The 21,544-nt window shown below is 45.3% G+C and carries 18 protein-coding genes; 3 read left to right on the forward strand and 15 right to left on the reverse strand.

The window, feature by feature from the left end:
• Positions 1 to 145 precede the first annotated feature (145 nt).
• The 7 genes from ESE_RS0106830 to rlmD all read right to left on the reverse strand — a co-directional run bounded on the left by ESE_RS0106830 (position 146) and on the right by rlmD (position 8,558).
• On the reverse strand, positions 146 to 637 hold the full coding sequence (locus tag ESE_RS0106830) for an NUDIX domain-containing protein (RefSeq protein WP_010373259.1): 492 nt from the start codon (positions 635 to 637) through the stop codon (positions 146 to 148).
• 59 nt (positions 638 to 696) lie between these two features.
• Positions 697 to 1,317 carry a DedA family protein gene (locus ESE_RS0106835; protein ID WP_010373261.1) on the reverse strand — a complete coding sequence of 207 codons (621 nt, stop codon included), beginning with the start codon at positions 1,315 to 1,317 and terminating at the stop codon, positions 697 to 699.
• The gene (locus ESE_RS0106840; protein WP_010373263.1) at positions 1,310 to 2,446 is read right to left on the reverse strand and encodes a lipase family protein; all 1,137 of its coding nucleotides are present in this window, start codon (positions 2,444 to 2,446) and stop codon (positions 1,310 to 1,312) included. The genes ESE_RS0106835 and ESE_RS0106840 overlap by 8 nt, the downstream gene beginning before the upstream one ends.
• A 157-nt stretch (positions 2,447 to 2,603) precedes the next feature.
• Positions 2,604 to 3,686, reverse strand: a complete 1,083-nt coding sequence (locus tag ESE_RS0106845) for a BMP family lipoprotein (RefSeq protein ID WP_010373265.1) — start codon at positions 3,684 to 3,686, stop codon at positions 2,604 to 2,606.
• Between the two features lie 313 nt (positions 3,687 to 3,999).
• Positions 4,000 to 4,884: a DMT family transporter gene (locus tag ESE_RS0106850; protein ID WP_029237476.1), complete on the reverse strand. Its 885-nt coding sequence runs from the start codon at positions 4,882 to 4,884 to the stop codon at positions 4,000 to 4,002.
• Between the two features lie 108 nt (positions 4,885 to 4,992).
• Complete coding sequence (locus tag ESE_RS0106855) at positions 4,993 to 6,702, reverse strand: glycosyltransferase family protein (protein WP_010373268.1); 1,710 nt, start codon at positions 6,700 to 6,702, stop codon at positions 4,993 to 4,995.
• 365 nt (positions 6,703 to 7,067) lie between these two features.
• Positions 7,068 to 8,558 (reverse strand): 23S rRNA (uracil(1939)-C(5))-methyltransferase RlmD, encoded by a 1,491-nt coding sequence (rlmD, locus tag ESE_RS0106860; RefSeq protein WP_010373270.1) that lies wholly within the window; start codon positions 8,556 to 8,558, stop codon positions 7,068 to 7,070.
• A 148-nt stretch (positions 8,559 to 8,706) separates the two neighbouring features.
• Between rlmD and ESE_RS0106865 the strand changes: the two genes are divergently transcribed.
• Complete coding sequence (locus tag ESE_RS0106865) at positions 8,707 to 9,246, forward strand: NADPH-dependent FMN reductase (protein ID WP_010373271.1); 540 nt, start codon at positions 8,707 to 8,709, stop codon at positions 9,244 to 9,246.
• 235 nt (positions 9,247 to 9,481) lie between these two features.
• On the opposite strand, the gene ESE_RS0106870 is transcribed toward ESE_RS0106865, so the two are convergent.
• The 6 genes from ESE_RS0106870 to ESE_RS0106905 all read right to left on the reverse strand — a co-directional run bounded on the left by ESE_RS0106870 (position 9,482) and on the right by ESE_RS0106905 (position 15,927).
• A complete protein-coding gene (locus ESE_RS0106870) occupies positions 9,482 to 10,201 on the reverse strand; it encodes an SDR family NAD(P)-dependent oxidoreductase (protein ID WP_010373273.1) in 720 nt (239 codons plus the stop codon).
• Entirely contained in the window at positions 10,194 to 10,583 is a 390-nt protein-coding gene (locus ESE_RS0106875; RefSeq protein WP_010373275.1) for a MerR family transcriptional regulator, read from the reverse strand. Before ESE_RS0106875 ends, ESE_RS0106870 begins: the two co-directional genes overlap by 8 nt.
• Before the next feature lie 311 nt (positions 10,584 to 10,894).
• Positions 10,895 to 11,524 carry a type II TA system antitoxin MqsA family protein gene (locus tag ESE_RS11905; RefSeq protein ID WP_010373277.1) on the reverse strand — a complete coding sequence of 210 codons (630 nt, stop codon included), beginning with the start codon at positions 11,522 to 11,524 and terminating at the stop codon, positions 10,895 to 10,897.
• 538 nt (positions 11,525 to 12,062) lie between these two features.
• Positions 12,063 to 13,670, reverse strand: coding sequence for an ABC transporter permease (locus ESE_RS0106895; RefSeq protein WP_010373282.1), 1,608 nt, complete (start codon positions 13,668 to 13,670; stop codon positions 12,063 to 12,065).
• Positions 13,660 to 14,553: an ABC transporter ATP-binding protein gene (locus ESE_RS0106900; protein WP_010373283.1), complete on the reverse strand. Its 894-nt coding sequence runs from the start codon at positions 14,551 to 14,553 to the stop codon at positions 13,660 to 13,662. Before ESE_RS0106900 ends, ESE_RS0106895 begins: the two co-directional genes overlap by 11 nt.
• Before the next feature lie 96 nt (positions 14,554 to 14,649).
• The gene (locus ESE_RS0106905) at positions 14,650 to 15,927 is read right to left on the reverse strand and encodes an APC family permease (protein WP_010373285.1); all 1,278 of its coding nucleotides are present in this window, start codon (positions 15,925 to 15,927) and stop codon (positions 14,650 to 14,652) included.
• Between the two features lie 112 nt (positions 15,928 to 16,039).
• Here ESE_RS0106905 and ESE_RS0106910 point away from each other — a divergent pair, with 112 nt between their 5' ends.
• Together ESE_RS0106910 and ESE_RS0106915 are read left to right on the forward strand one after the other, a co-directional pair.
• Positions 16,040 to 16,423, forward strand: coding sequence for a hypothetical protein (locus ESE_RS0106910; RefSeq protein ID WP_010373287.1), 384 nt, complete (start codon positions 16,040 to 16,042; stop codon positions 16,421 to 16,423).
• 65 nt (positions 16,424 to 16,488) lie between these two features.
• Entirely contained in the window at positions 16,489 to 17,259 is a 771-nt protein-coding gene (locus ESE_RS0106915; RefSeq protein WP_010373289.1) for a biosynthetic peptidoglycan transglycosylase, read from the forward strand.
• A 45-nt stretch (positions 17,260 to 17,304) separates the two neighbouring features.
• Here ESE_RS0106915 and carB read toward each other — a convergent pair whose 3' ends face one another.
• Positions 17,305 to 20,382 (reverse strand): carbamoyl-phosphate synthase large subunit, encoded by a 3,078-nt coding sequence (gene carB, locus ESE_RS0106920; RefSeq protein ID WP_010373292.1) that lies wholly within the window; start codon positions 20,380 to 20,382, stop codon positions 17,305 to 17,307.
• On the reverse strand, positions 20,379 to 21,449 hold the full coding sequence (locus ESE_RS0106925) for a carbamoyl phosphate synthase small subunit (RefSeq protein ID WP_010373294.1): 1,071 nt from the start codon (positions 21,447 to 21,449) through the stop codon (positions 20,379 to 20,381). The genes carB and ESE_RS0106925 overlap by 4 nt, the downstream gene beginning before the upstream one ends.
• Positions 21,450 to 21,544 lie beyond the last annotated feature (95 nt).

The raw sequence follows: 21,544 nt of genomic DNA on the forward strand, positions 1-21,544 counted from the left end.
TTTATTTTCAATAAATATATCGTTAGGTTTTACTTTGGTTAACCTAACGAAAAAGAAGTATAAACTGTTAGTTAGGTTTATTCAACACAAACCTAACAATTAATCAAAAAAAGCGACTAACGCCGAAACGTCAGTCACTTTTTTACTAGTCTTCACGCAACCAAACCGCGTCTGATTGCTCATTATCATTAATCACTTGATGCACTGTTTTTTGGGCTTGGGGCACAAACATCAACGGTTCTGGGTTAACCGGCACATACTGCACATGCAAGGTTTCATCCCCGTCTTCCTGCAATTCGCCGGTCACTAAAGTCACTTCAAACCCCATCGCCAATGTTTCTTGGGCATCACCCCACCGATTTTCAGCAACAATTTCAGAAGAAATCCCAATCAAACGTTTCACTTGCACCGTTAGTCCCGTTTCTTCCTTGAATTCACGCACAATGGCCTGTTGCGGGGTCTCGCCGTACTCCACGTAACCACCCGGGAAGCCCCAGCCCTTTTGGATATCAGACCGCTTTTCTAATAAGATAGCGCGCCGATCTTCTGACCACAATACACCAAAAACTGTATTGAAAATCATGCCTTCATGACCAACCTTTGCCCGCATGCGCGCAATATAATTCTGTTCTGCCATAATCAATCTTCCCCCTTATTACTAGTTATTTAACCACTACCTGGCAAAATAACAAGTCCTTAACGACGAAGATGATGAAACAAGCTATTCAAATAAGTGACGGCGTAATAAATTCCTGCCGGTACAACAATGATCCCCGCAATCAAGACACTAAAATGCTGCTGGAAGAATGGAATTGAACCCAGATAATACCCAATTAGCGTTGATCCAAGCACCCAAATTAAGGCGCCAATTATATTTTGACGTTGAAAAGTTGCTTGATCATATCGACTTTCACCAGCAATTAATGGAATAAAAATACCAAGGACCGGAATATATCGCCCAAATAACATGGCTAATTTAGCATGCTGATTAAAGAAATCAACGGTATCATCCATACGACGATTGCGTGTATTATGAGCTAATCCACGTCGGAATTTAAAGCGCCAGCCCAGATAGACCACTGGCAAATAGCCTAACCATAACCACCATAATTGGATTGGGATTTCTTGATGCGCCGCTAAACTTCCCGCCAAAAACATGGTCGTTTCTGCGGGGAGCCATGCAAACAGGACAAAGTAACTTTCAAAACCAACAATTGCCCATAAAACGGGGTAGACCAACCAAGGGTTCATCATAATCGGCTTTATAAAGAGCACTGGATTACGAATAATCGCGAGCACATCTGTTAGCTCAATCATCCGTTACAGTCCAATCATCTGGCAACACGGTCATAAAGCTAATGTATGTTGTGATGGTGTGCTCATACCCATTATTGCCATCATTCGCCATGTGTTGGAACAACTTTGCATACACAGGATGTGTCTTAACATAGGCCATAACATTCGCCGTCCGGGCTGGGATTTCTAACCCTTGAGCGCCCAACATCAAATCTTGCACCCATTGATAGGGGGTCATCGTACCGCCATCCCACCACGGCGTCTCCGCGTGATAAAAATCGCGGACACTTGGCGCCAAAGCATAATACAACTGTTGTCCCCGTTCCAACTTCGCCTCATCTTCAACTAAGTCGCCACCGAACGGCCGACCATTAATGCGCTCAAATTCTGTTCGAACCGCGTCATAAGCTGACAGCGGTAAGATATGTTGTTGCCCAATATGGGTAAAGCCCCATGCTTCCAATGGAAAAGTTGGTGCAACATCAAGCGGATTAATAATTGCATGGACTTGTGGGTACGCGTCCGCATAATCTTCATTTGCAACCTGCTTGTAAGTTGTCGTTGGCGCAAACGCGTATGCATAAACTGCTGTTTCACCCGCGTCAACCAACAATTTGCCGACAACCTCTGTCGCACTACCGCCACGCGAATGACCCGTTACCCAGAACACATTTTGCTGTTCCGGATCACCTTCTGTCAGCATAAAATCACGTAATTGAGCCGCCACCTTTTGGCCGATGAAAATCATATTATTCATGCATGGCGCATCATCATCGCCAATCATGAAATCACCAGACCATTCTGCACTTTGTGGCGTTCCTCGAATAATCGCAGCGAACAAATTCATATCGGGCAATCGCTTAACACCTAACGTGAAGGCCACATTATTCGGATCATCTGCAATGCCATAGTTAAAGTCACTCGTCGTAAAGCCTAACTTTTGTAGGTTTGCCGCCGCATAGCCGGTTCCCACCGGTTGACTGTCCTTGGTATACGTTGAACCAGCCATCACGACACTAACCCGCGCTAAATCATGCTGATATTGTTTACTATCTTGTCGAAACAAGTCATCCGTATACGGAACATCTAGCTCACGTGCGCTAGGCGTCGCATTTCCGTTATGACTTGTTGAAAATGTTAATGCCACCATGCCATCTCACCTCCGAATTTTTTGTCTCTCTGTGGTCATTATACATTAAGGACGTTAAACGTCACCGCCATTAACTACGTTGCCAGTAGAAAAAAGGCTAAGACAGAAATCTCTGTCTTAGCCCCAAAATGTCTTTTGTCTCACACTTCTTTTATCGTTACTTTGCTGGTGTCGTTGGTACCTCAACATCACCAGCCACGATTGCCGCTTTAGCTGATGCAACGGCATCCTTTTCTTGCGCATTCAAGTTCTTAGTCACGATTGAAACACCATTTTGCTTCAATCCCAAGACAATATGCTTACCACCTGGGAAGTTGCCGGCCTTGGCCTTATCTGCAATCATGGCCAAGCCAGTTCCGACACCCTTAACCGATGACGTCAACGTGAAATTGCTCTTCTCGCCATCCTTGGCCGTATAATCACCCATATCAGACTGGTCCATATCAACACCAATTACCCAAACTTTTTGCTTGGCATCAGCATCAACCGTCACATTATTATCCTTGGCTGCCGTAAAGACACCGTTTCCAGCTGGTCCAGCCGCGTGGAAAATTACTTGCTCACCCTTTGTAATCATGGCATTCGCAATTGTCTTTCCCTTCGCTGCATCAGTAAATGAATTTGCGTATTGCACATCAACCGTCATCTTTGGATCTACCGACTTAACGCCCGCCACATAGCCGGCCTCAAAGGCATCAATCACGGCACCACGTTGGCCACCAACAAAGCCAACTGCATTGTCGCCCAGCTCTTGCGCCTTAGTTGCAGCTGCAACTCCGACCAAGTAAGATGATTCCTCTGACTTGAACGTAACCGAAGCCACGTTCTTGTACTTACTGTCAACCACATCATCAATCTGTAGGAACTTCGTGTTTTCATGCTGCTTAGCTACATTGGTCAACGCATCCTTCGTTGCATAACCAACGCCAGCAACTAGGTTGTAGTCACCTTCAACGGCCTGTGAAAAGTTTGGGGCAAAATCGGCGGCTGTCTTTGACTCAAAGTACGTGTAACCACCCTTGCCTTCAGCCAACTTATTTTCCTTACCCCACTTTTGCAAACCTTCCCATGCACTTTGGTTAAATGACTTATCATCTACGCCACCAACGTCTGTCACCATCGCAACTGAGAATTGCTTTTCCGTATCGGCATCTCCGACAATACCTGATTGATAAACGCCAACACCAACCGCTGCAATCGCCAATACGGCACCAAACAACTTAACACGACCTGAAACCATTTTAAATTCCTCCATAGATGCCTACCCTCACTGTGATAGGACTTGAATAGTTCCGGGTTTCCCAAAACGACTCGTGATTTTTGACACGTTCCTTTCGAACAACCGTATATAATCGTATATTAAACAACCAGCCACTGCAATTTGTTCGTGTTGAACAAATTGTGAAGAATGTGAACATTTGCGGAACTCCCCACCGAGACTGACTTAGCGCATGCTTTTTTAACAATCAACAAAACCCGAAGGACACTTATTTTTCGTGTACTTCGGGTTTTAATCGTTTTTATTACGGCGCGAGCAACTGTCGTTCGCAGAATTATTGCCGTTTCGTCACATTCATAATCACAATCGCGACCAACGTCAACACAATTCCCACGACTTGGAATGCCTGAAATTGTACGCCTAATAGCAACGCTGATAGGACCGTTGCACTTAGCGGCTCCAACATACCTAGCATACCCACTGTTTCTGGTGCCACTTTGCGCAAACTAGCGATGTACCAAACAAACGCCACAATTGAGCCAAAGACGACGATAAAGAATAATAGCGTTAAATCAATCGCATCAAAGTGGTAGGCTGGGTGGTACAACGGCGCATAAAAATTAGCTGCCAAACCACCAATAAACATCCCCCAACCAACTACCAAAATTGCATCATATTGTTGCAATAATCTACCCGGAATCAATGTATAAGCAACCAAGCCGATTGCGGATAGAATACCAAACAACAATGTTTTGTCATTAATTTCTAGACGGGTCAAATTACCATTCGTCACTAGTAAGACAATTCCGACCAGCGAAAGCACGACCGCAATCACTTCTTGTCGACGCGGCCATGTTTGCCGAAAAATTGCCAGAAAGATAACAATCAATGCCGGTGCCATATACTGCAACACAGTTGCCACCGCCGCATTACCATAATAGAGCGTCCGAACAAAATTAGATTGCGCAAAATAAATACCAATCAAACTAAACGCCAACAAGATACCGGCATTCTTGGGACTCCGCCAAATTTTAAAAATATTCTGGCGTCGTAGCAATGAATAAATTAATAAAACAATACCTGAAATAAATAACCGTACCGTCGTTAGCCAATCCGGTGATACGTTGATTCTTTCAAACAGGATATTTGAAAGAATTCCGTTAATCCCCCAAAATAGGGCCCCGCCAGCAGCCATGCCGACATACCACTTCTTACTCACACGCCCACCACCTAACTTATTAAAATAAAGTCTAATGTTGCCAGTATAGCACTAAAAAAGACAGGTTAATTAGCAAATTAAAGCTTCCAATTAATCTGTCTTTTTCATCTATCGTTTAAATGACCGGCCAACAATAACAACAACGATACTCAACCACCCACCTATGCTCAGCCAAATGAGTGGCCAAACATAACCTGCTGGCCGATAACTAACCTGGATTTCATTCTGACCCAGTTGTGGCACAACGCGTAGTGCACCAATTCGCGATTGCGTTGGCTGCGTTAATCGCCGGCCATTCAACGTGACTTGCGAATGTTTGTAAATAATCACTGGCAACGTCGCCTTGTGTGTTGTGGTTGCCCGCCAAGTTAACGTCATCCGATCCGACGCCTGTTTGACCTTTACATGAATCGGATTATTGATAATTTCCTGCATATAACGATCATATGCATTATCACTGGCACGAAGCCCATGATTAACAACATAGTCCGGCGTCGCTTTTTGAATATCCTGCAAGCCTGTCGCCAATGAACCAAAGCGCCAATCGGACGCAATTTGCATTGGTGTTTTGTTTGGGTTGAATTGGACATGCTTCGTATTTTTAACTAGTTGCGTGGTATGCAAGCGATGTGCATTCTTAGCAAGCATGCTGCTTGAGATTGCAACGGGAACAAGGACCACAACAATCGCAATCACGATTTTTGTGCTGCGCCGAATGCGACTCGTAATCACGACCATCGATAGTAATCGTGCTAACAAAACCACCAGCGCTAAATTACTGACCACCGCTAAGCGTGATGGAAATTGCATCGTATTTACAATGGTGGGCATTAATTGCTGAACGGCATGCCAGGGGAATTCTGCCAACGATAAGACAAAGAATAACGCCGCCAGCACTAGCATCACGCGATATTCACGTTGTAATTTTTGATAAACCAACGTGCTCCCGATAAAAATAACCACCACCCACAAAGCCAGCACACTGTAATTACGTAGACTTGGCAAGCGATCAAAGGCAACATGCATCCCCTTTTGACCAATATCAGCCGGCGTAAACGGCGTCAAAATCCGATTTGTTCCCATCACATCAAGCATGCCAACAATTACATTGGCACTCAAGATTGCATATAACCCGATTGCGCATACCAGGCGAACTAGCAATTGCCGAATAACCGACCACGGTTGTTTCATGATGCTAATCACGAAAAAAATTGCCAAGACCAATGTGGCTAGTAAGGATGTAAATAAATGTGATTGGGTTATTACCGCTAACGATACAGCTAACCCAATCCATGAAAACGTTGTTGGTTGTTTCATAAAGGCGATGCCGTAATAGATAACGTAAGGTAAGAGTGCCGCCCCGATTGCTGAGAACGCTTGGCTGTTTTGCCACTCCGTTGTTAACGGTAATGCCATATAAACAATTGCACTTAGCAAGCTGGCGTAGCGGGTCGCATCCAAATACCGAACCAGCCGATAAATGCCGAACCCCGCAATGACTAACACCACCACATCCGTCACAACTTCAAACCAAAACCAATTGGGTAATAGAACCAACAATGCTCCCATGAGATAGGATAGCCACGGTCCATACAACGGTGTCACAATTCTGCCGGATTGTTGATACCCATACTCAGCCATAAAATAACTAAACTGCCCATGTTTTAATTGCTCAGCAACATCATAGAAGCGATTAAAGTGAAATAACGCATCAATGCCAACGACAGGTCGATTAGACAACAGTAATGGCAAAACCAATCCCAACGCCGCTAAGAATATGAACAACCCCGCAAAGCATTGCGCTCGAAAACGTTGCATCATGCACCTCCAGCCAATTTTAATGTTTTACCTTGCTTTATATATACCAAATTATTCCGACAAATATGCGAATATATCGTAATGTCTTTTTTTATCGCAAACAAAAAACCCGTCAGATGGGCTTCTGACGGGTTTCTCGGATCAAGTCGTTTGGGCAAACGACGATCTTATAGGAGTTAGGTTGCTCGAATTAATTATTCGAGCGGAATATGAGTAGTTGTTTGTATGGGTGCTGTTGATTAGGAGTTATCCTCCCTTTCAACATAATTAATCATACGGCGCGAACCTTAAAGAAGTAATAACACTAACTTTACGTTAACTTAAAGAGAGACCAAGACAATGATTTCTGTCTTGGTCTCTCTAAATTACTTCGTCTTCTTTGTAAACTTCACAATACCTTCCCAACGAGCAGTTTGTGGGAACATATCAATTGATTGAATGTATTCAACGTTATAAACGCGCGTCAAGTCGACCAAATCACGGGCCAACGTTGAAGCATTACATGACACATACACAAACTTATCTGGTTGCGTGTCCAAAATCGTCAAACGCAATTCTTCATCCAAGCCGGTACGTGGTGGGTCGACGACCAATGCATCCGCGACCCAGCCTTCGTTTGCCCAGCGTGGAATCAAATCTTCTGCCGCACCCGTGTAGTATGCTGCATTCTTAACGCCATTATCCAAAGCATTCTCATTGGCATCATCGATGGCTTCTGGCACTGTGTCCATCCCACGAACTTCACCAGCGTGATCGGCTAGTGTAATACCAATCGTGCCGACACCTGAATAGGCGTCGATCAACTTATCGGCTTGCGTTAAGTCCAAGGCTGAAATTGCTTCGTTATACAAACGTTGCGTTTGGCGTGGGTTCAATTGCAAAAACGCACGGGGTGACAACTTAAACGTCTTACCGTTAATCGTCTCCGTAATGTATTCACTACCCCACAACAACTTCGTATCCTCGCCCCAAACAAGAGACGTCTTATCCGAATTGATGTTTTGGTGAACAGATACCACCTCTGGCAACTCTTGATTAATACGGGCAATCAATTCATCAGCACTTGGCAAATACTTGCCATTCGTGACGATCGTCAACTGGACATCACCAGTTGTCTCAGATACGCGGGCAATCAACGTCTTAACAATGCCTGAGTTCTTGCGTTCGTTGTAAATTGGCATCTCCATATCAGCCAAAATATCACGCACCTTACGTACAACCTTAAGTGTCGCTGGGTGTTGCGTTGATACCTTGGGCAAGTCCACTAAGTCGTGTGAGTTGCGCTTATACATACCGACCGCCAACTGACCATTTACTTCACGAACCGGGAACTGGGCTTTATTACGGTACCCGTCCGGCTCATCCATCCCAATGGTTGGGCGTAAATCAAATTGCTCGTATCCTTCAGGCTTGTACTTTTCCAACGCCTGACGAATGACATCCCGCTTAAATTCGAGTTGACCATCGTAAGCCAAGTGCTCTAATTCAAAACCACCCACTTCTTGATTATCAACAGGTTCAACACGTTGTGGTGAGCGTTGCTTAATTTTACGAATACGCGCTTCGATAAACTTTTCCGTCACATTCGTCACAACCACATCGACCACTTCATCAGGTAAAGCACCTGGAATAAAGGTAATCTTACGCTTATAATATCCGATTCCTTCACCATTGATTCCCAAACGCTTAATGGTAATCAATAGCTTGTCACCAACGTTTACTTCAACGTTTTGTTGGTTGCGATTATCGCGACGTGGCCCACGTGTTCCACGTGGAACAAACTTGCCACGATTTTGATTGTTGCCACCCTTACCAGGCTTACCTTGATAAGGACGGCGCTTTTTTTCTTCAGCCATTTCGTTCTACAAAGACTTACCGTCTACTCTTTCTATATGATAAGTACTATTCTAACATGTCGGAAGTGAATTGACCCGTCTCCACCATTGACCAAAGGTAAGCTTTAGGTCTACTGTTAATAGGTGATTTTTTAGGAGGATTTAGACTATGCATTACGTTGCCATTGTTGGTTCGAACAGCAAGACATCTTTAAACCGCCGTTTAGCTGCAGCCATCGCCAAGCGCTACGGTACCGATGACGTCACAATTGACGTCTTAACACTTAATGATTTACCCATGTACAACGTGGACGATGAACTCACCCCAGCACAAGTGGTAATCGACTTTAAGCAAACCGTCAAAGCAGCTGACGGGGTTATTTGGGTCACACCAGAATACAACCATTCAATTCCTGGCGTATTGAAGAATGCCATTGACTGGCTGTCACGCGTTGATAAGGTCATGATTGGCAAGCCATCAATGATCATGGGCACCACCCCTGGCTTCTTAGGGACTATCCATGCCCAATTACACCTACGTGATATCTTATTTGCGATGCAATCACCTGTCTTGATGGGGAATGACGTCATGGTCGGCGGTGGCCACGCAAAGCTTGATGCAGATAACAACATTACCGATGCCAGCACCATTGACTGGCTTGATACTGTAATGCCAAACTTCAAAGCATTTGTTGCTGCACATCAATAATGAAAAAACGAGACTGGGACAGAAGTCTCTGTCTCAGCCTCAAAAGCCGCCAATCTCCCGATTTGAAATCGGAGGATTGGCGGCTTTTAAACGTGTTCCGAAAGGCTGAACCCTTAATATAACGCCATTTGACCCACTCATGCCTCTACGCTACGCTCCAAGGCATAAGCGGGTCAAACAACGTTATCATCGGGTCCAAAGCGCCTTTCGTCTCACTCTCTTTTCATATCTTTAATTAAACATTTGAACCGGCCGAATAATCAGCGACAGTCCCATCAAAGTTGATAACCTGTCCATTATGATTTTCGCCATCGGTGGCAAAGCCAGCAATCAATTCACCTGCCTCATCTGAGGTCTTAACAAAATCACCTTGAATATGATTATTCAAATCCGTTGAAACTGCCCCTGGCATAACAGCCATAATTTCAACTGGCAGTTCTTGTTGGGTAAATTCCAAGCCAAAATCCTTGGTCATCACGTTCAATGGGGCCTTTGCTGCCTGATATGCAAGTGGGTGCCACCAAGCATTTGGCTCAATTGGCACTGAAACGTTCACAATTTTACCAGCGTTTTTAATCAAGACTGGTAATAGACCCTTGGTTAACTCATATGGCCCAATGAAGTCCACCATATACGTCTCGATTAATTCTTGGGCCTCAAATTCCCAAGCCGTCCGGCCCATGTCACCAGAAATACCAGCGTTGTTCACTAATAAACTAAAATCTGCTTCTTGCTTTGTAATGTCAGCAACCGCATGTTGAATACTGTTCAAATCAGAAACATCAATCAATTGTAATTTGGCATCTCCATATGCGCGTAATGCCTCAACCGCAGCTAAACCACGTTGTTCGTCACGTGCGCCTACCAATACACGATAGCCTTGTTGCAAAAGGGCCTTCGCAATACCAAACCCGATGCCTTTATTAGCTCCGGTAACCAATGCTGTTTTAGTCATTCTCTTTCTCCCGTTGTTCATTCACATACTTTTCATAACGCGCAATCTTAAAGTTAACCCCATCTAGGCTCGCTTCACGCATTGCAATCTGATCATAAATATCTTGACGGTGCGCTACTAACATTGCCAATCTTTTGGGAATTGTTGCATCTCCTTCAACAATCCAATCAACATACTGCTTAATTTGGCCAATGGTCATGTCCGTGTTCTTCAAATGTTGAATCGTCTTCAGCAATGAGATTTGCATTTCCGTAAAAACACGACGATCTGCCTCGTCACGTTCAATAAACGGCAAAAGCCCCCGTTTATCGTAAAAACGCAACGTCGATTCCGGCACGCCAAACATTTCAGCCGTCTCACCAATTGTGTAAGTTTTCGCCATTCATTCACCTCACTAACTTTGTGTACACTACTATATCAGTTAAACCTCGGTTTAAGTCAAACATTTCTTCTCCAGCAAACAAAACGGCCGTCAGTTGGGAGTCTGACGGCCGTTTCGGATCAAGTCGCATGGGCTTGCGACGATCTATATCGTTTAAGGAGTATTCAGGTTGTCACCTGAAAAAGTAGAAAGAATTATGAATAGGGTTTTTTCTATGGGTTTGTTGATTAGGTGGGTTCCCTTTCAACACAATTAATCATATGACGATTAGCTTAAGGCAAAACTAACGGCAACTAAAAGCTAGCTTAACTTCACTGAATCGGCCGTAAAATAATTTGATTCCCATCTGTTTTAACTTCAAATGTCGTCTCGGCACCATGCGGTAACATCGACGCTGGCATTTCAAAATCAAAGTCAATCTTATCTGCATGTCGTACCGGCCGAACCCGTTCAACAGCCAACTGCACTTGATTGTGCCATTGCATCAGCACCCGCAAGTCTTGGCGCGAATACACAGTTTGGTCAGAAACCGCAAATAGCTGATCGATAATAAACGCATTGACATTCCGCAACATTGCAATCCGACGACTCGCTGAAGTTGTCGGCAAATTACCGGTTTCATATTGTTCAATACTAGCCCGCGAAAGTCCTAATAACGTCGCGAACCCACGTTGTGAAATTCCAATCTTGTGTCGAATTAATTTAATTTCATCTTGATATACCAGATGATGCACCTTGGCGTATGCCCTATACACGGCTTCTAACCGTTCGTCATCTAATTTTTGATCAAAAACCACTTCTCCCGTTTTCTGATAACGACGTTCAGCAACATTAGTAACTGTCACTTCTTCCCCACGTACTTTCGTCGTTACATCAACTAACACAACTTCTGTATCAGATTCTGGTACCACAGTATCTAAGCTCTCAATATAGTACGTCATTTATTCTCCTTAGATTCATGTATTGAAATGATGAATAACATCTCTAACCTGATTTGTAACTTGAAATATAAGCCGCGCTGCCCCTCACGTCTGATGAACACCCAAATCCATTCACCTTCATGATTCCGATCCGGATCGGGACCTTTAACATACTCAGCAAACGTTAACGCCGCAACCATACGTTAAATTGTCCCAATTCGCAGGCCATAGCTCTCAATAAAGTCTAAATTTACCTGTCGCGGTACAATAACCACTCGATTCTGAGCAATCAGATTATTTGAATTGGCTAAAAACGTTTCAACTAGTTGCCGTGACGAGCTATTGAATAAACCCATGTATCCCTCATTTCCTAAATCATATCATTGCCCTAAATTTAGGGCAATGATATAGCGCGTTGTGTTTATCACAGCAGCTATCGATCACGTCGGAGGTCTTAACCCGCTGACATTCCCAGTCTGCTTTATCTAATACAGACAATGAGATTAGTTATTTTTCCAAAACAAAAAAGACTGGGACAGCAGTCACTGTCTCAGTCTCCTTATACCAAGTCACGTTTTTTAAAACCAATATAACCGACAATCAGCAACACGACAGCTAATCCGCATAACCAACTACTACGAACAACCGACAAGCTAACAACCGGCACATTGTAGGTCCAGCCATACGGCGACAGTTTTAATGCCCACATTGGCAAATCCATGAGATTCTTCATGTAGGTCATTAAAAACATCACGCCCGCGTAGCCGTAAATTAACCCAAACCAACGCGGTGCCCATCCCAGTAACACAGCCGCAATTGCTATAAGCACTGCGATACTTGGCACATAACCTACCAGAGCTTGTTGCATCATGGTCACATCCATTGGCACTGTCAGAACCATATTAGCGGTAAACCAAACGATCATAAAGGCCACCCCCCACAAGCAAAGTGCCACAATCATTGCACCACTAACATACGTCGCATAGAGTTTAAGACGCGTTAATCGCATGCCACCGAGTAAGTCGTATGCCCCACGGACGGTGTCTGTATGAAACCGTTGCATCACATTTAGCCCGGCCAAGATGGCCAAGAAACTAATAAACATGCTAACCATCACCAAAAAGTGTCGGTAGATGGCATGATGCATGCTCGCTTCAAGTTGCGCGCCGATAATTTTAGTTAGCTGCGGGTTATCAATCATCATCGTACCCACCTCATGAAACAAGCTACCAAACATAGCGCCAAAAAATGCCAAGCCGACCAACCACGTCAACACTAGTCGGGCTTGCAAACGCACAAATAAACTCGTAAACCCACGTAACCAAACGGTCGCCCGTTGCCGACCGCGCCCTGCAAATTGGATTAGCCCAGCGTTAATGTCCCGCCCGTTAACGAGCGCTAACGCAATCAAGCCCAATACAATCGCAAACCAGCCTTGCGTTAAAATTGCCCCCGCTCGGTTATCTGCGAAAATGCGAGCACTTTCAAGCCAATTTAATGGTGACAACCATCGCCATTCCGCGGCTCGACGAACGTCAATCACCGCACGCAGCACATACATTACCGCAATGACACCATATCCAATGGCATTAACTGAGCGAGATTCCGCGAATAATTGGCTTAATACCAAGGTGATACCGGCCACCATGAGGCCAAACGTCCCCAATAATGTCGCAAAAAGTATCGCGCCGCCACTGGTTGCACCATGCATGGGAATTAGCACCACCCCAATTCCCATCGTCATGGTCATCAAAACATTCACACCCAGCACTTCAAAAATCGTTGCTAAGACCGGCGTAGTCGCCGTTGTGACACCTCCTCGAATCAGTTCTGTTTCACCGGACTCTTCCATTTGACGAGTACCGCGAACCACCAGTTGTACGTTCATCAAACCCATTAATACCGCCATAATCGGCAGCATGATTGCGGCATATACGATTGCAACAGTATACTGCGATAATTCTGGCATCCGTGCGAACATGGCCGTCATCATGGGCGTTCGTAACATGGTTAGCAATTGATCTAATGTTTCCGGCGAATTATATAAATCCGCTAATTTTAGCGCACCAGACACAATCAGGCTAAAATTCACCAATAGCCAAACGATGATTACGCGATAATCACTTTTTAAATTAGCCCCTAACAACCACCACATATTACGATTCATGCGCCACAGCCCCCGTATCATAATATTGCATGAATAAATCTTCTAGCGTTGGTGGCGTGACCTTCAAATCCGTTACGCCTGCCGTCACTAATGCCGTCATTGTTTTAGGTAATAACGCACGGGCTACCGTAAAGGAAATTTCGCCATTTAATTCTTGATGAAACTTCGGATAATCCTGAAACGGTGTCCAATCCTGGACTTGCGCATTAATACGCAGGGCCGCGTGCTCTTGCAAATCAGTCAAGGAACCAACTTCAACAATCCGTCCTTGCCGAATCACTGCCACACAGTCCACGACCTTTTCAACCTCCGATAAAATGTGTGAACTAAGTAGCACTGTTTTCCCCGCCTGCTTTAACGCTAATATCTGATCTTGAAAATTGCGCGCCTGGAGGGGGTCGAGACCACTCGTTGGCTCATCAAAGATATACAAGTCAACATTTGCACTAAACGCTGCAATTAACGCCACCTTTTGTCGATTACCTTTCGAGTACGTGCGGTTCTTCTTACGCGGATCTAATTCGAATAATTTAATCAAATCATCAACTCGTTTTGTCCGGGCATGACCACCCATCCGCAACAGCAAATCAATCGTTTCGCCACCGGTTAAATTAGGCCATAGATAAACATCCCCTGGCACATAAGCAATATGTTTATGGGTATCCAATACATTGCCCGTTGCGTCTTCACCCATCAACTTAATCGTGCCACTGTCACGCTTCAACAAACCAAGTACTGAGCGGATTGTCGTTGTTTTGCCAGCTCCATTCGGTCCTAAAAAGCCAAACACTTGGCCTTGGTTAACTGTAAATGAGACATCCGACAAGGCTTGGAACTTGCCGAACGTCTTATTTAGATGTGATATTTCCAATACTTTCGTCATATTTCATCCCATTTCTTCTGAATATACCTACTGTATCGAAAAAATATTGTCGAACCGCAATCAAAAAGCGAGATTCGCATGAATCTCGCCTATCATTTAATGTCGTCGTTGTTCAAAACTGTAAATTGCGGTGCCCAAGATCGCAAAGCCAACCCCGACCAAAACGGTCGTAAAGGCAAAAGTTGTAAATAAATACGCAACAACCAAGCATGTTAAGTAGGTTAACCACCTACCACCTGGTAGTTCAAAGCCAGTCGGCAATGTTTTATCGTTGCGCAACTTCAGTGAAGCAAAAATCGTGCCTAAGTACTGGACAAAATCACTCAACACAATGAGCTTAATCAAAAACAAATAGCTGCCACTTAAAATCAAACCACCCGCAATCAACATCGTTAATAACACCGCGCCGACGGGAGCCCCATAACGATTCGTCCGCGATAACTCCCGTGGCAAAAAGCCACGTTCACGTGCCATCGAGGCCAGTTCAATTGGCGAGTTGAACGAAGTTGCAATCGCTACCCCAATAATTGAAAGCATCATGCCAGTAATAATAACCGTACGGCCAATACGTCCCAAAATAGTATTGAAAATATCAGCAACCGGTAATGACGAGCCAGCCAATCCGGGACCCAAAACTGACATTGCCACCAACTGCATCAATACGAAAATAGCTGTGGTGGCAAGCATGACCGTCAAGATGGCGCGCGGCAACATTTTACCAGGGTTCTTCATCTCTTTCGCTGCAATTGGGATTAAAGAAAAACCGGTAAACATGTAAAGGGCGTTCCCAAAGGCCCCTGAAAAGTCCGCCACCGGCTTGGCTTGTGCCACCGCAAAATGATCAACATGCCCAAGAACAAACCAGACTACCGTCGCGATGAAGACCGCCACAATCACCCCAATTTTAATTAAACTCGACATATCATCAATACGACTCGAAATTCCCGTGCCAAACAGGTTCATAATAATTAGCAACGTCATAATCGTTAAGGCCAAGCCGTTATAAACCACTGGTGTGCCAACGGCCGGCACCAAACCGGTCAATGTTTTTAAAAACGCTGCCGATTCGGCACTGATGGTAATTACCCCAAATAACCAACCAAACCAGCCGACTAAGAAACCTGGATAATGGCCAAACGCCTTTAAGGTATACACCCACGCGCCACCATCTTCATCAATCCTGGATGACATCACCGCATAATGCATGGCGATTAATGTCGCCGCAATGCCTGCTAATGCAATCGCAAGCAAAACGAGTTGCCCACCTTGTTTATACATCGTACTTGGCAGCAAAAACAAGCCACCACCAATGACCCCATTTACGCCTAAGAGCACCACGCTGGGGAACCCGATGCCCGCTTTCATCTTTTTCATACGTTTGCATCCCCCTTATGCCGTTAGTCTACGCTTAATTCGTGCCTTTTTCATTTACAACCTGGTAAGACAGGACGATAATAATCGCAACAAAGCAAAGGAGGCCACGAACATGACCACATTAGGAACATACGAGACGTTGGCACACGCCTACAACAACACAAGCACGATTACTTACCCAATCGAAGAAACGCTCTCAGTGGGCACTTATAAGGTTATCGATCAAGATGGCCTTCAAATGCACATTACGAATGCGATTGATGGTGTGACTGAAATCCGCTTTGATGCCGATGCGGATGACCGCCGTTACCCTGGCACCTTCCAAGGATTTGAATTTGGGATGAACTGGACACACCCATCATTTATCGGGGCCTTTTTGAAGGCAAAGCGCACGCCCGGCCAGCACTTCCTTGGTGACAACGGCACGGCTGCATACGATGCCATCGTTGATGAAAACAATCATTTGACGGTAGCCTTGACCCCATCTGCTAACTAAAGTACATTGCAATTTTTGTCCAGTCCCCGTATGCTAACTGAAACAACACTTATCGGAGGGACGTTATGGCAAGTCGGACACAACGTCGACAAAAACGACACCCACTACGTAAGCTAGGCCAGCTACTATTGGGCGGATTATTGCTTTTGCTGTTGGCTGGCGCGGGTTATGCAACATATGTTATCCACCAGGCACCAACTATTACGCAGGCAAAACTGCAGGCCAACCCTGGTGATGAAAACAATCAAATCTATGTGCGCTATGACAGTATTCCGGAAAACTATCGCAATGCCGTCATTGCGACAGAGGATCGCTCGTTTGAATCAAACAACGGCGTCAATATGGGCGGGCTATTCAACCTCATTACGTCAAATGTGATGGCACAGTTCGGCGACGGTACTGCTCGCGGTGGTTCATCCATTACGCAACAGTTGGTCAAATTAACCGCTTTTTCAACTTCAAAAGCGGATCAAACACCCCGTCGAAAAATTCAAGAAATCTATCTGGCCTTGCAGTTGACGAAAAACTTCAGCAAGCCACAGATTTTTGAGTATTACGCTAATAAGATCTATGAAGGTCATGAATTATATGGCGCGCAAACCATTGCGTATTATTACTTTGGCGAGCCATTAAGCAGTTTGACACTTTCTCAAACCGCGATAATCGCCGGCTTAGGCCAAAGTCCAACCAACTTTAATCTGTATACCAATCCAGATTTAGTGGCACGGCGCCGAAATATCGTATTAGCTGCGATGCTCGATGATAACAAAATTAACCATCATGAATACGAAGAGGCAAAAGCAACCAGCGTTACTGACGGACTTTTGCCTCGTTAACGAAAAAATCCGCGAATTGCACTTCGCGGATTTTTTGTTTGTCAGTCATTCATTTTGCGACTGATACGCTTGTAAAAATGCGTAGGCTGTAGCTGCCGACGTGAATACCGGCAGTTGTTTATTCATCGCGTCATGCCAAAGTGTCATCTGTTGATCTGCTTGCGGTGATGCCACCGGTATCTTGCGGGTATCAATCAGCACATCACCTTGTTCAACCCGTTCACACTGGCGCCGGGTCTTAAAACCGGCGTTAACGAAAGCCAACTCAAGTGCAACGGCTTCTTGGTCATCGTCTGTTAACAAGACCGCAACCCCTGGCGTCGCTGGCACCTTTATGCCGGCGCTGGTAAAAGCCTTGTAGAGTGCCACGTCGAACGTCTCGGCACGCCCCATCGCTTCACCCGTTGATTTCATCTCCGGACCCAATAATTGGGTGACGCCTGGTAATTTACTGAATGAAAAAACAGGCGCTTTAACCGCCACCGTGGTTGGCACTTGCTGCACACCATCCTGATAGCCTAAGTCTGCTAATTTCGTCCCGAGCATCACTTGCGTCGCCAATTGCGCTAATGGTACGTCAGTCACTTTTGAGATAAATGGCACCGTACGCGACGCCCGTGGATTCACTTCGATAACATAGGCCGTGTCGTCTTGAATCACAAATTGCACATTTAACAAACCGACAATTTGCAATTCGCGGGCTAGCGCTGTCGCAGCTGCAATCATCTTTGCTTGTCGTGATTCTGAAAGCACCTGTGGTGGATAGACACTCATCGAGTCACCTGAATGAATACCGGCTGGTTCAATGTGCTCCATAACCCCTGGCGTCACAACGGTTTCACCGTCACTTAAGACATCTAGTTCTGCCTCCATGCCAACCACGTATTGGTCAATTAATACGGGGTGATCATGGGACACCGCCACGGCCCGACTCATATAATCGGCCAAAGCTGCCTCGTTAGTGACAATTTCCATTGCACGACCACCCAATACATAGCTTGGTCGAACTAACACCGGATAACCAATTGATTTAGCAATCTTCACCGCTTCCTTGACCGTCGTCGCCGTTTGACCAATTGGTTGTGGCAACTGTAGCTTTTCAATGACTTGATTAAACGATGCCCGATCTTCCGCGCGATTCAAGTCTGCCACTGAGGTTCCCAGTATATTAATCCCGTGCTTTTCTAAATCAGCAGCTAAATTAATGGCCGTTTGACCACCAAATTGCACGATAACGCCCACCGGCTGTTCTAGCGCCACCACTTCACGCACATCCTCAAACGTTAACGGCTCAAAATACAACTTATCCGAAATTGAAAAATCAGTTGAGACAGTTTCCGGATTTGAATTCATCACAATCGCTTCGTACCCCGCTGATTGTATCGCCTTGACCGCATGCACGGTCGCATAATCGAACTCAACCCCCTGCCCAATTCGAATCGGACCAGAACCAATTACCAATACCGATGGCCGTTGGGTTACCCGGGCTTCATTCTCTTTACCATACGTTGCATAATAGTACGGCGTCACCGCGTCAAATTCGCCTGCTACCGTATCAACCATTTTATAGACAGGTTTTATGTCATGGTCGATTCGTAACTGCCAAACATCATCGCTTGTCCACTGCCAAAGTTCAGCAATTGTGGCATCCGCAAAACCGCGCCGTTTTGCCAACGCAAGCATCGTGCTATCACCTGGCGCTTGTTGTAGTTGTTGCGCAAGCGTCACAATGTTCACGAGCTTATCTAGAAAATAATTATCAATTTTGGTAGCGTCGTGTAATTCAGTTGGTGTCACACCACGACGCAATAGTTCGGCCAACATAAACAACCGATCATCACGAGCCGGCCATAAATGGGCCAACAATTCTGAGGTTGCCCACTCCTCATACTGCACATCGTTTAATCCGGTCACCCCAATTTCTAACGATCGGATTGCTTTCAAAAGTGCCTCTTCTAAATTCCGCCCGATTGCCATAACTTCGCCGGTCGCCTTCATCTGTGTGCCCAACTGTCGGTTAGCTGTTTTAAATTTATCAAATGGCCATCGTGGAATTTTGACAATCACATAATCCAAGGCTGGCTCAAAGTCCGCCAAAGTCGTCTCTGTCACCGGATTTTTGATTTCGTCCAAGGATAATCCCACGGCAATTTTGGCTGCCATCTTCGCAATCGGGTACCCCGTCGCTTTTGACGCCAGTGCAGACGAGCGACTAACCCGCGGATTAACTTCAATGATGGCGTATTTGTCACTGTCAGGTGCCAACGCCATTTGAATATTTACCCCACCGGCAATATCCAATGCGCGAATAATTTTTAATGCCGCATCACGCAACATCTGATAATCCACATCCGATAATGTTTGAACCGGCGCAACGACAATTGAATCGCCCGTGTGAATCCCAACTGGATCAAAATTTTCCATCGACGCCACAATCAAGGCATTGTCCTTTGTGTCGCGCATGACCTCAAACTCGATTTCTTTGTAGCCCGCAATGGATTCCTCAATTAGCACCTGTGTAACCGGTGAAAGATCCAACCCGTGTTGGGTAATTTGAACCAATTCCGCTTCGTTCTGGGCGATTCCCCCACCGGACCCACCCAACGTATAAGCAGGACGTACAATAACCGGATACCCCTGCACATCAGCAAACTGAACAGCCTCCGCTACCGTGACGGCGATGGCCGATGCAGGCACCGGTTCACCCAATTCAGTCATTAAATCACGAAACTGTTCGCGATCTTCAGCCGCTTCAATTGCTGATAACTTCGTACCAATCAATTCCACATTGTATTCATCTAATATGCCACTCTCTGCCAACTCCTTCGCCATGTTCAACCCGGTTTGGCCACCTAGCGTTGGTAATAAGGCATCTGGTTTTTCCTGCTGAATAATCGTCTGTAAGGATGCTAGGGTCAGTGGTTCAATATAAACCTTATCTGCCGTTTCTTTATCGGTCATAATCGTCGCCGGATTCGAATTCACCAAAACAACTTCATAACCTTCCTCTTTCAAAGCAATCGCTGCCTGCGAACCGGAATAATCAAATTCAGCCGCCTGTCCAACCACAATCGGTCCCGACCCAATCACCAATATTTTGTGAATATCACACCGTTTTGTCATTGCATAACCCCCGCTTTTTCTTGTCGCATTAACGTTACAAACTCATCGAATAGATAAGTGGCATCATGCGGTCCTGGTGCCGCATCTGGATGAAATTGAACTGAAAAGGCGGCATGATTACGTAGTCGCACGCCTTCTACAGTTCCGTCATTGATGTCCTCATGAGTCACAATAAGATCAGTATCTTGCAAACTGTCCTTTGCAACTGCATAGCCATGATTTTGCGATGTAAAATCAGTCCGTTGACTCGTCAGGTCACGCACAGCATGATTGAATCCACGATGGCCAAATTTCATCTTATACGTGTCAGCCCCGTTCGCCATTGCAAATAGTTGGTGACCTAAGCAAATCCCGAATAGTGGTTTAACTTCTTGTAATTGTTGAATTTTCGGAATCATATCCACGAATGCATTCGGATCCCCTGGGCCATTTGATAGTAGAATGCCATCCGGATTGCCAGCCAAAATATCTGTCACCGCTGCATCAGGCGATAACACAGTCACGGTCACACCGCGATCGTTCAATGCCCGTATAATTGAATTTTTCAAGCCAAAGTCAATCAATGCGACCTGCACATCACTCACGTCTGATTTATAAACCGTTGTTGGCTGATATGCGTCAGCAACTGGCAAACTTGCCGGTGCGTTCACGGCCACGTCACTTGGATTATCTACCAAGACGCCAGTCATCGTCCCAAATTCACGTAGTTCTTTCGTTAAAGCGCGTGTATCCACTCCGGTAATTCCAGGCAGCGCCATCACTTCAGCCCATTCACGTAATGACATCTTAGACCGCCAATTGCTTGGGTGCTCCGCAATGTCCGCCGTGATAATAGCGCTTGCCGCGGGTTTATCAGATTCATAATCAGCATCATTAATCCCATAATTACCAATTAACGGATACGTAAACACAATCATTTGGCCCAGATAGGACTTATCGGTAATCGCTTCTTGATAGCCCGTCATACCGGTTGTAAACACCAATTCTCCCGCAACACTTTGCGTGGCGCCGAAGCCTTCGCCCTCATAAATCGAGCCATTCTCCAATACTAAATATCGTTTATTCATTCTTAGTCCTCATTATAAAAATCCCCCGTAATGTGCCAAGCATCACGGGGGACTTATCGTTATTCGTTTACTTAATGACGATATACGCAATTGAA

Source organism: Weissella cibaria KACC 11862 (assembly GCF_000193635.1).
Classification (GTDB): domain Bacteria; phylum Bacillota; class Bacilli; order Lactobacillales; family Lactobacillaceae; genus Weissella; species Weissella cibaria.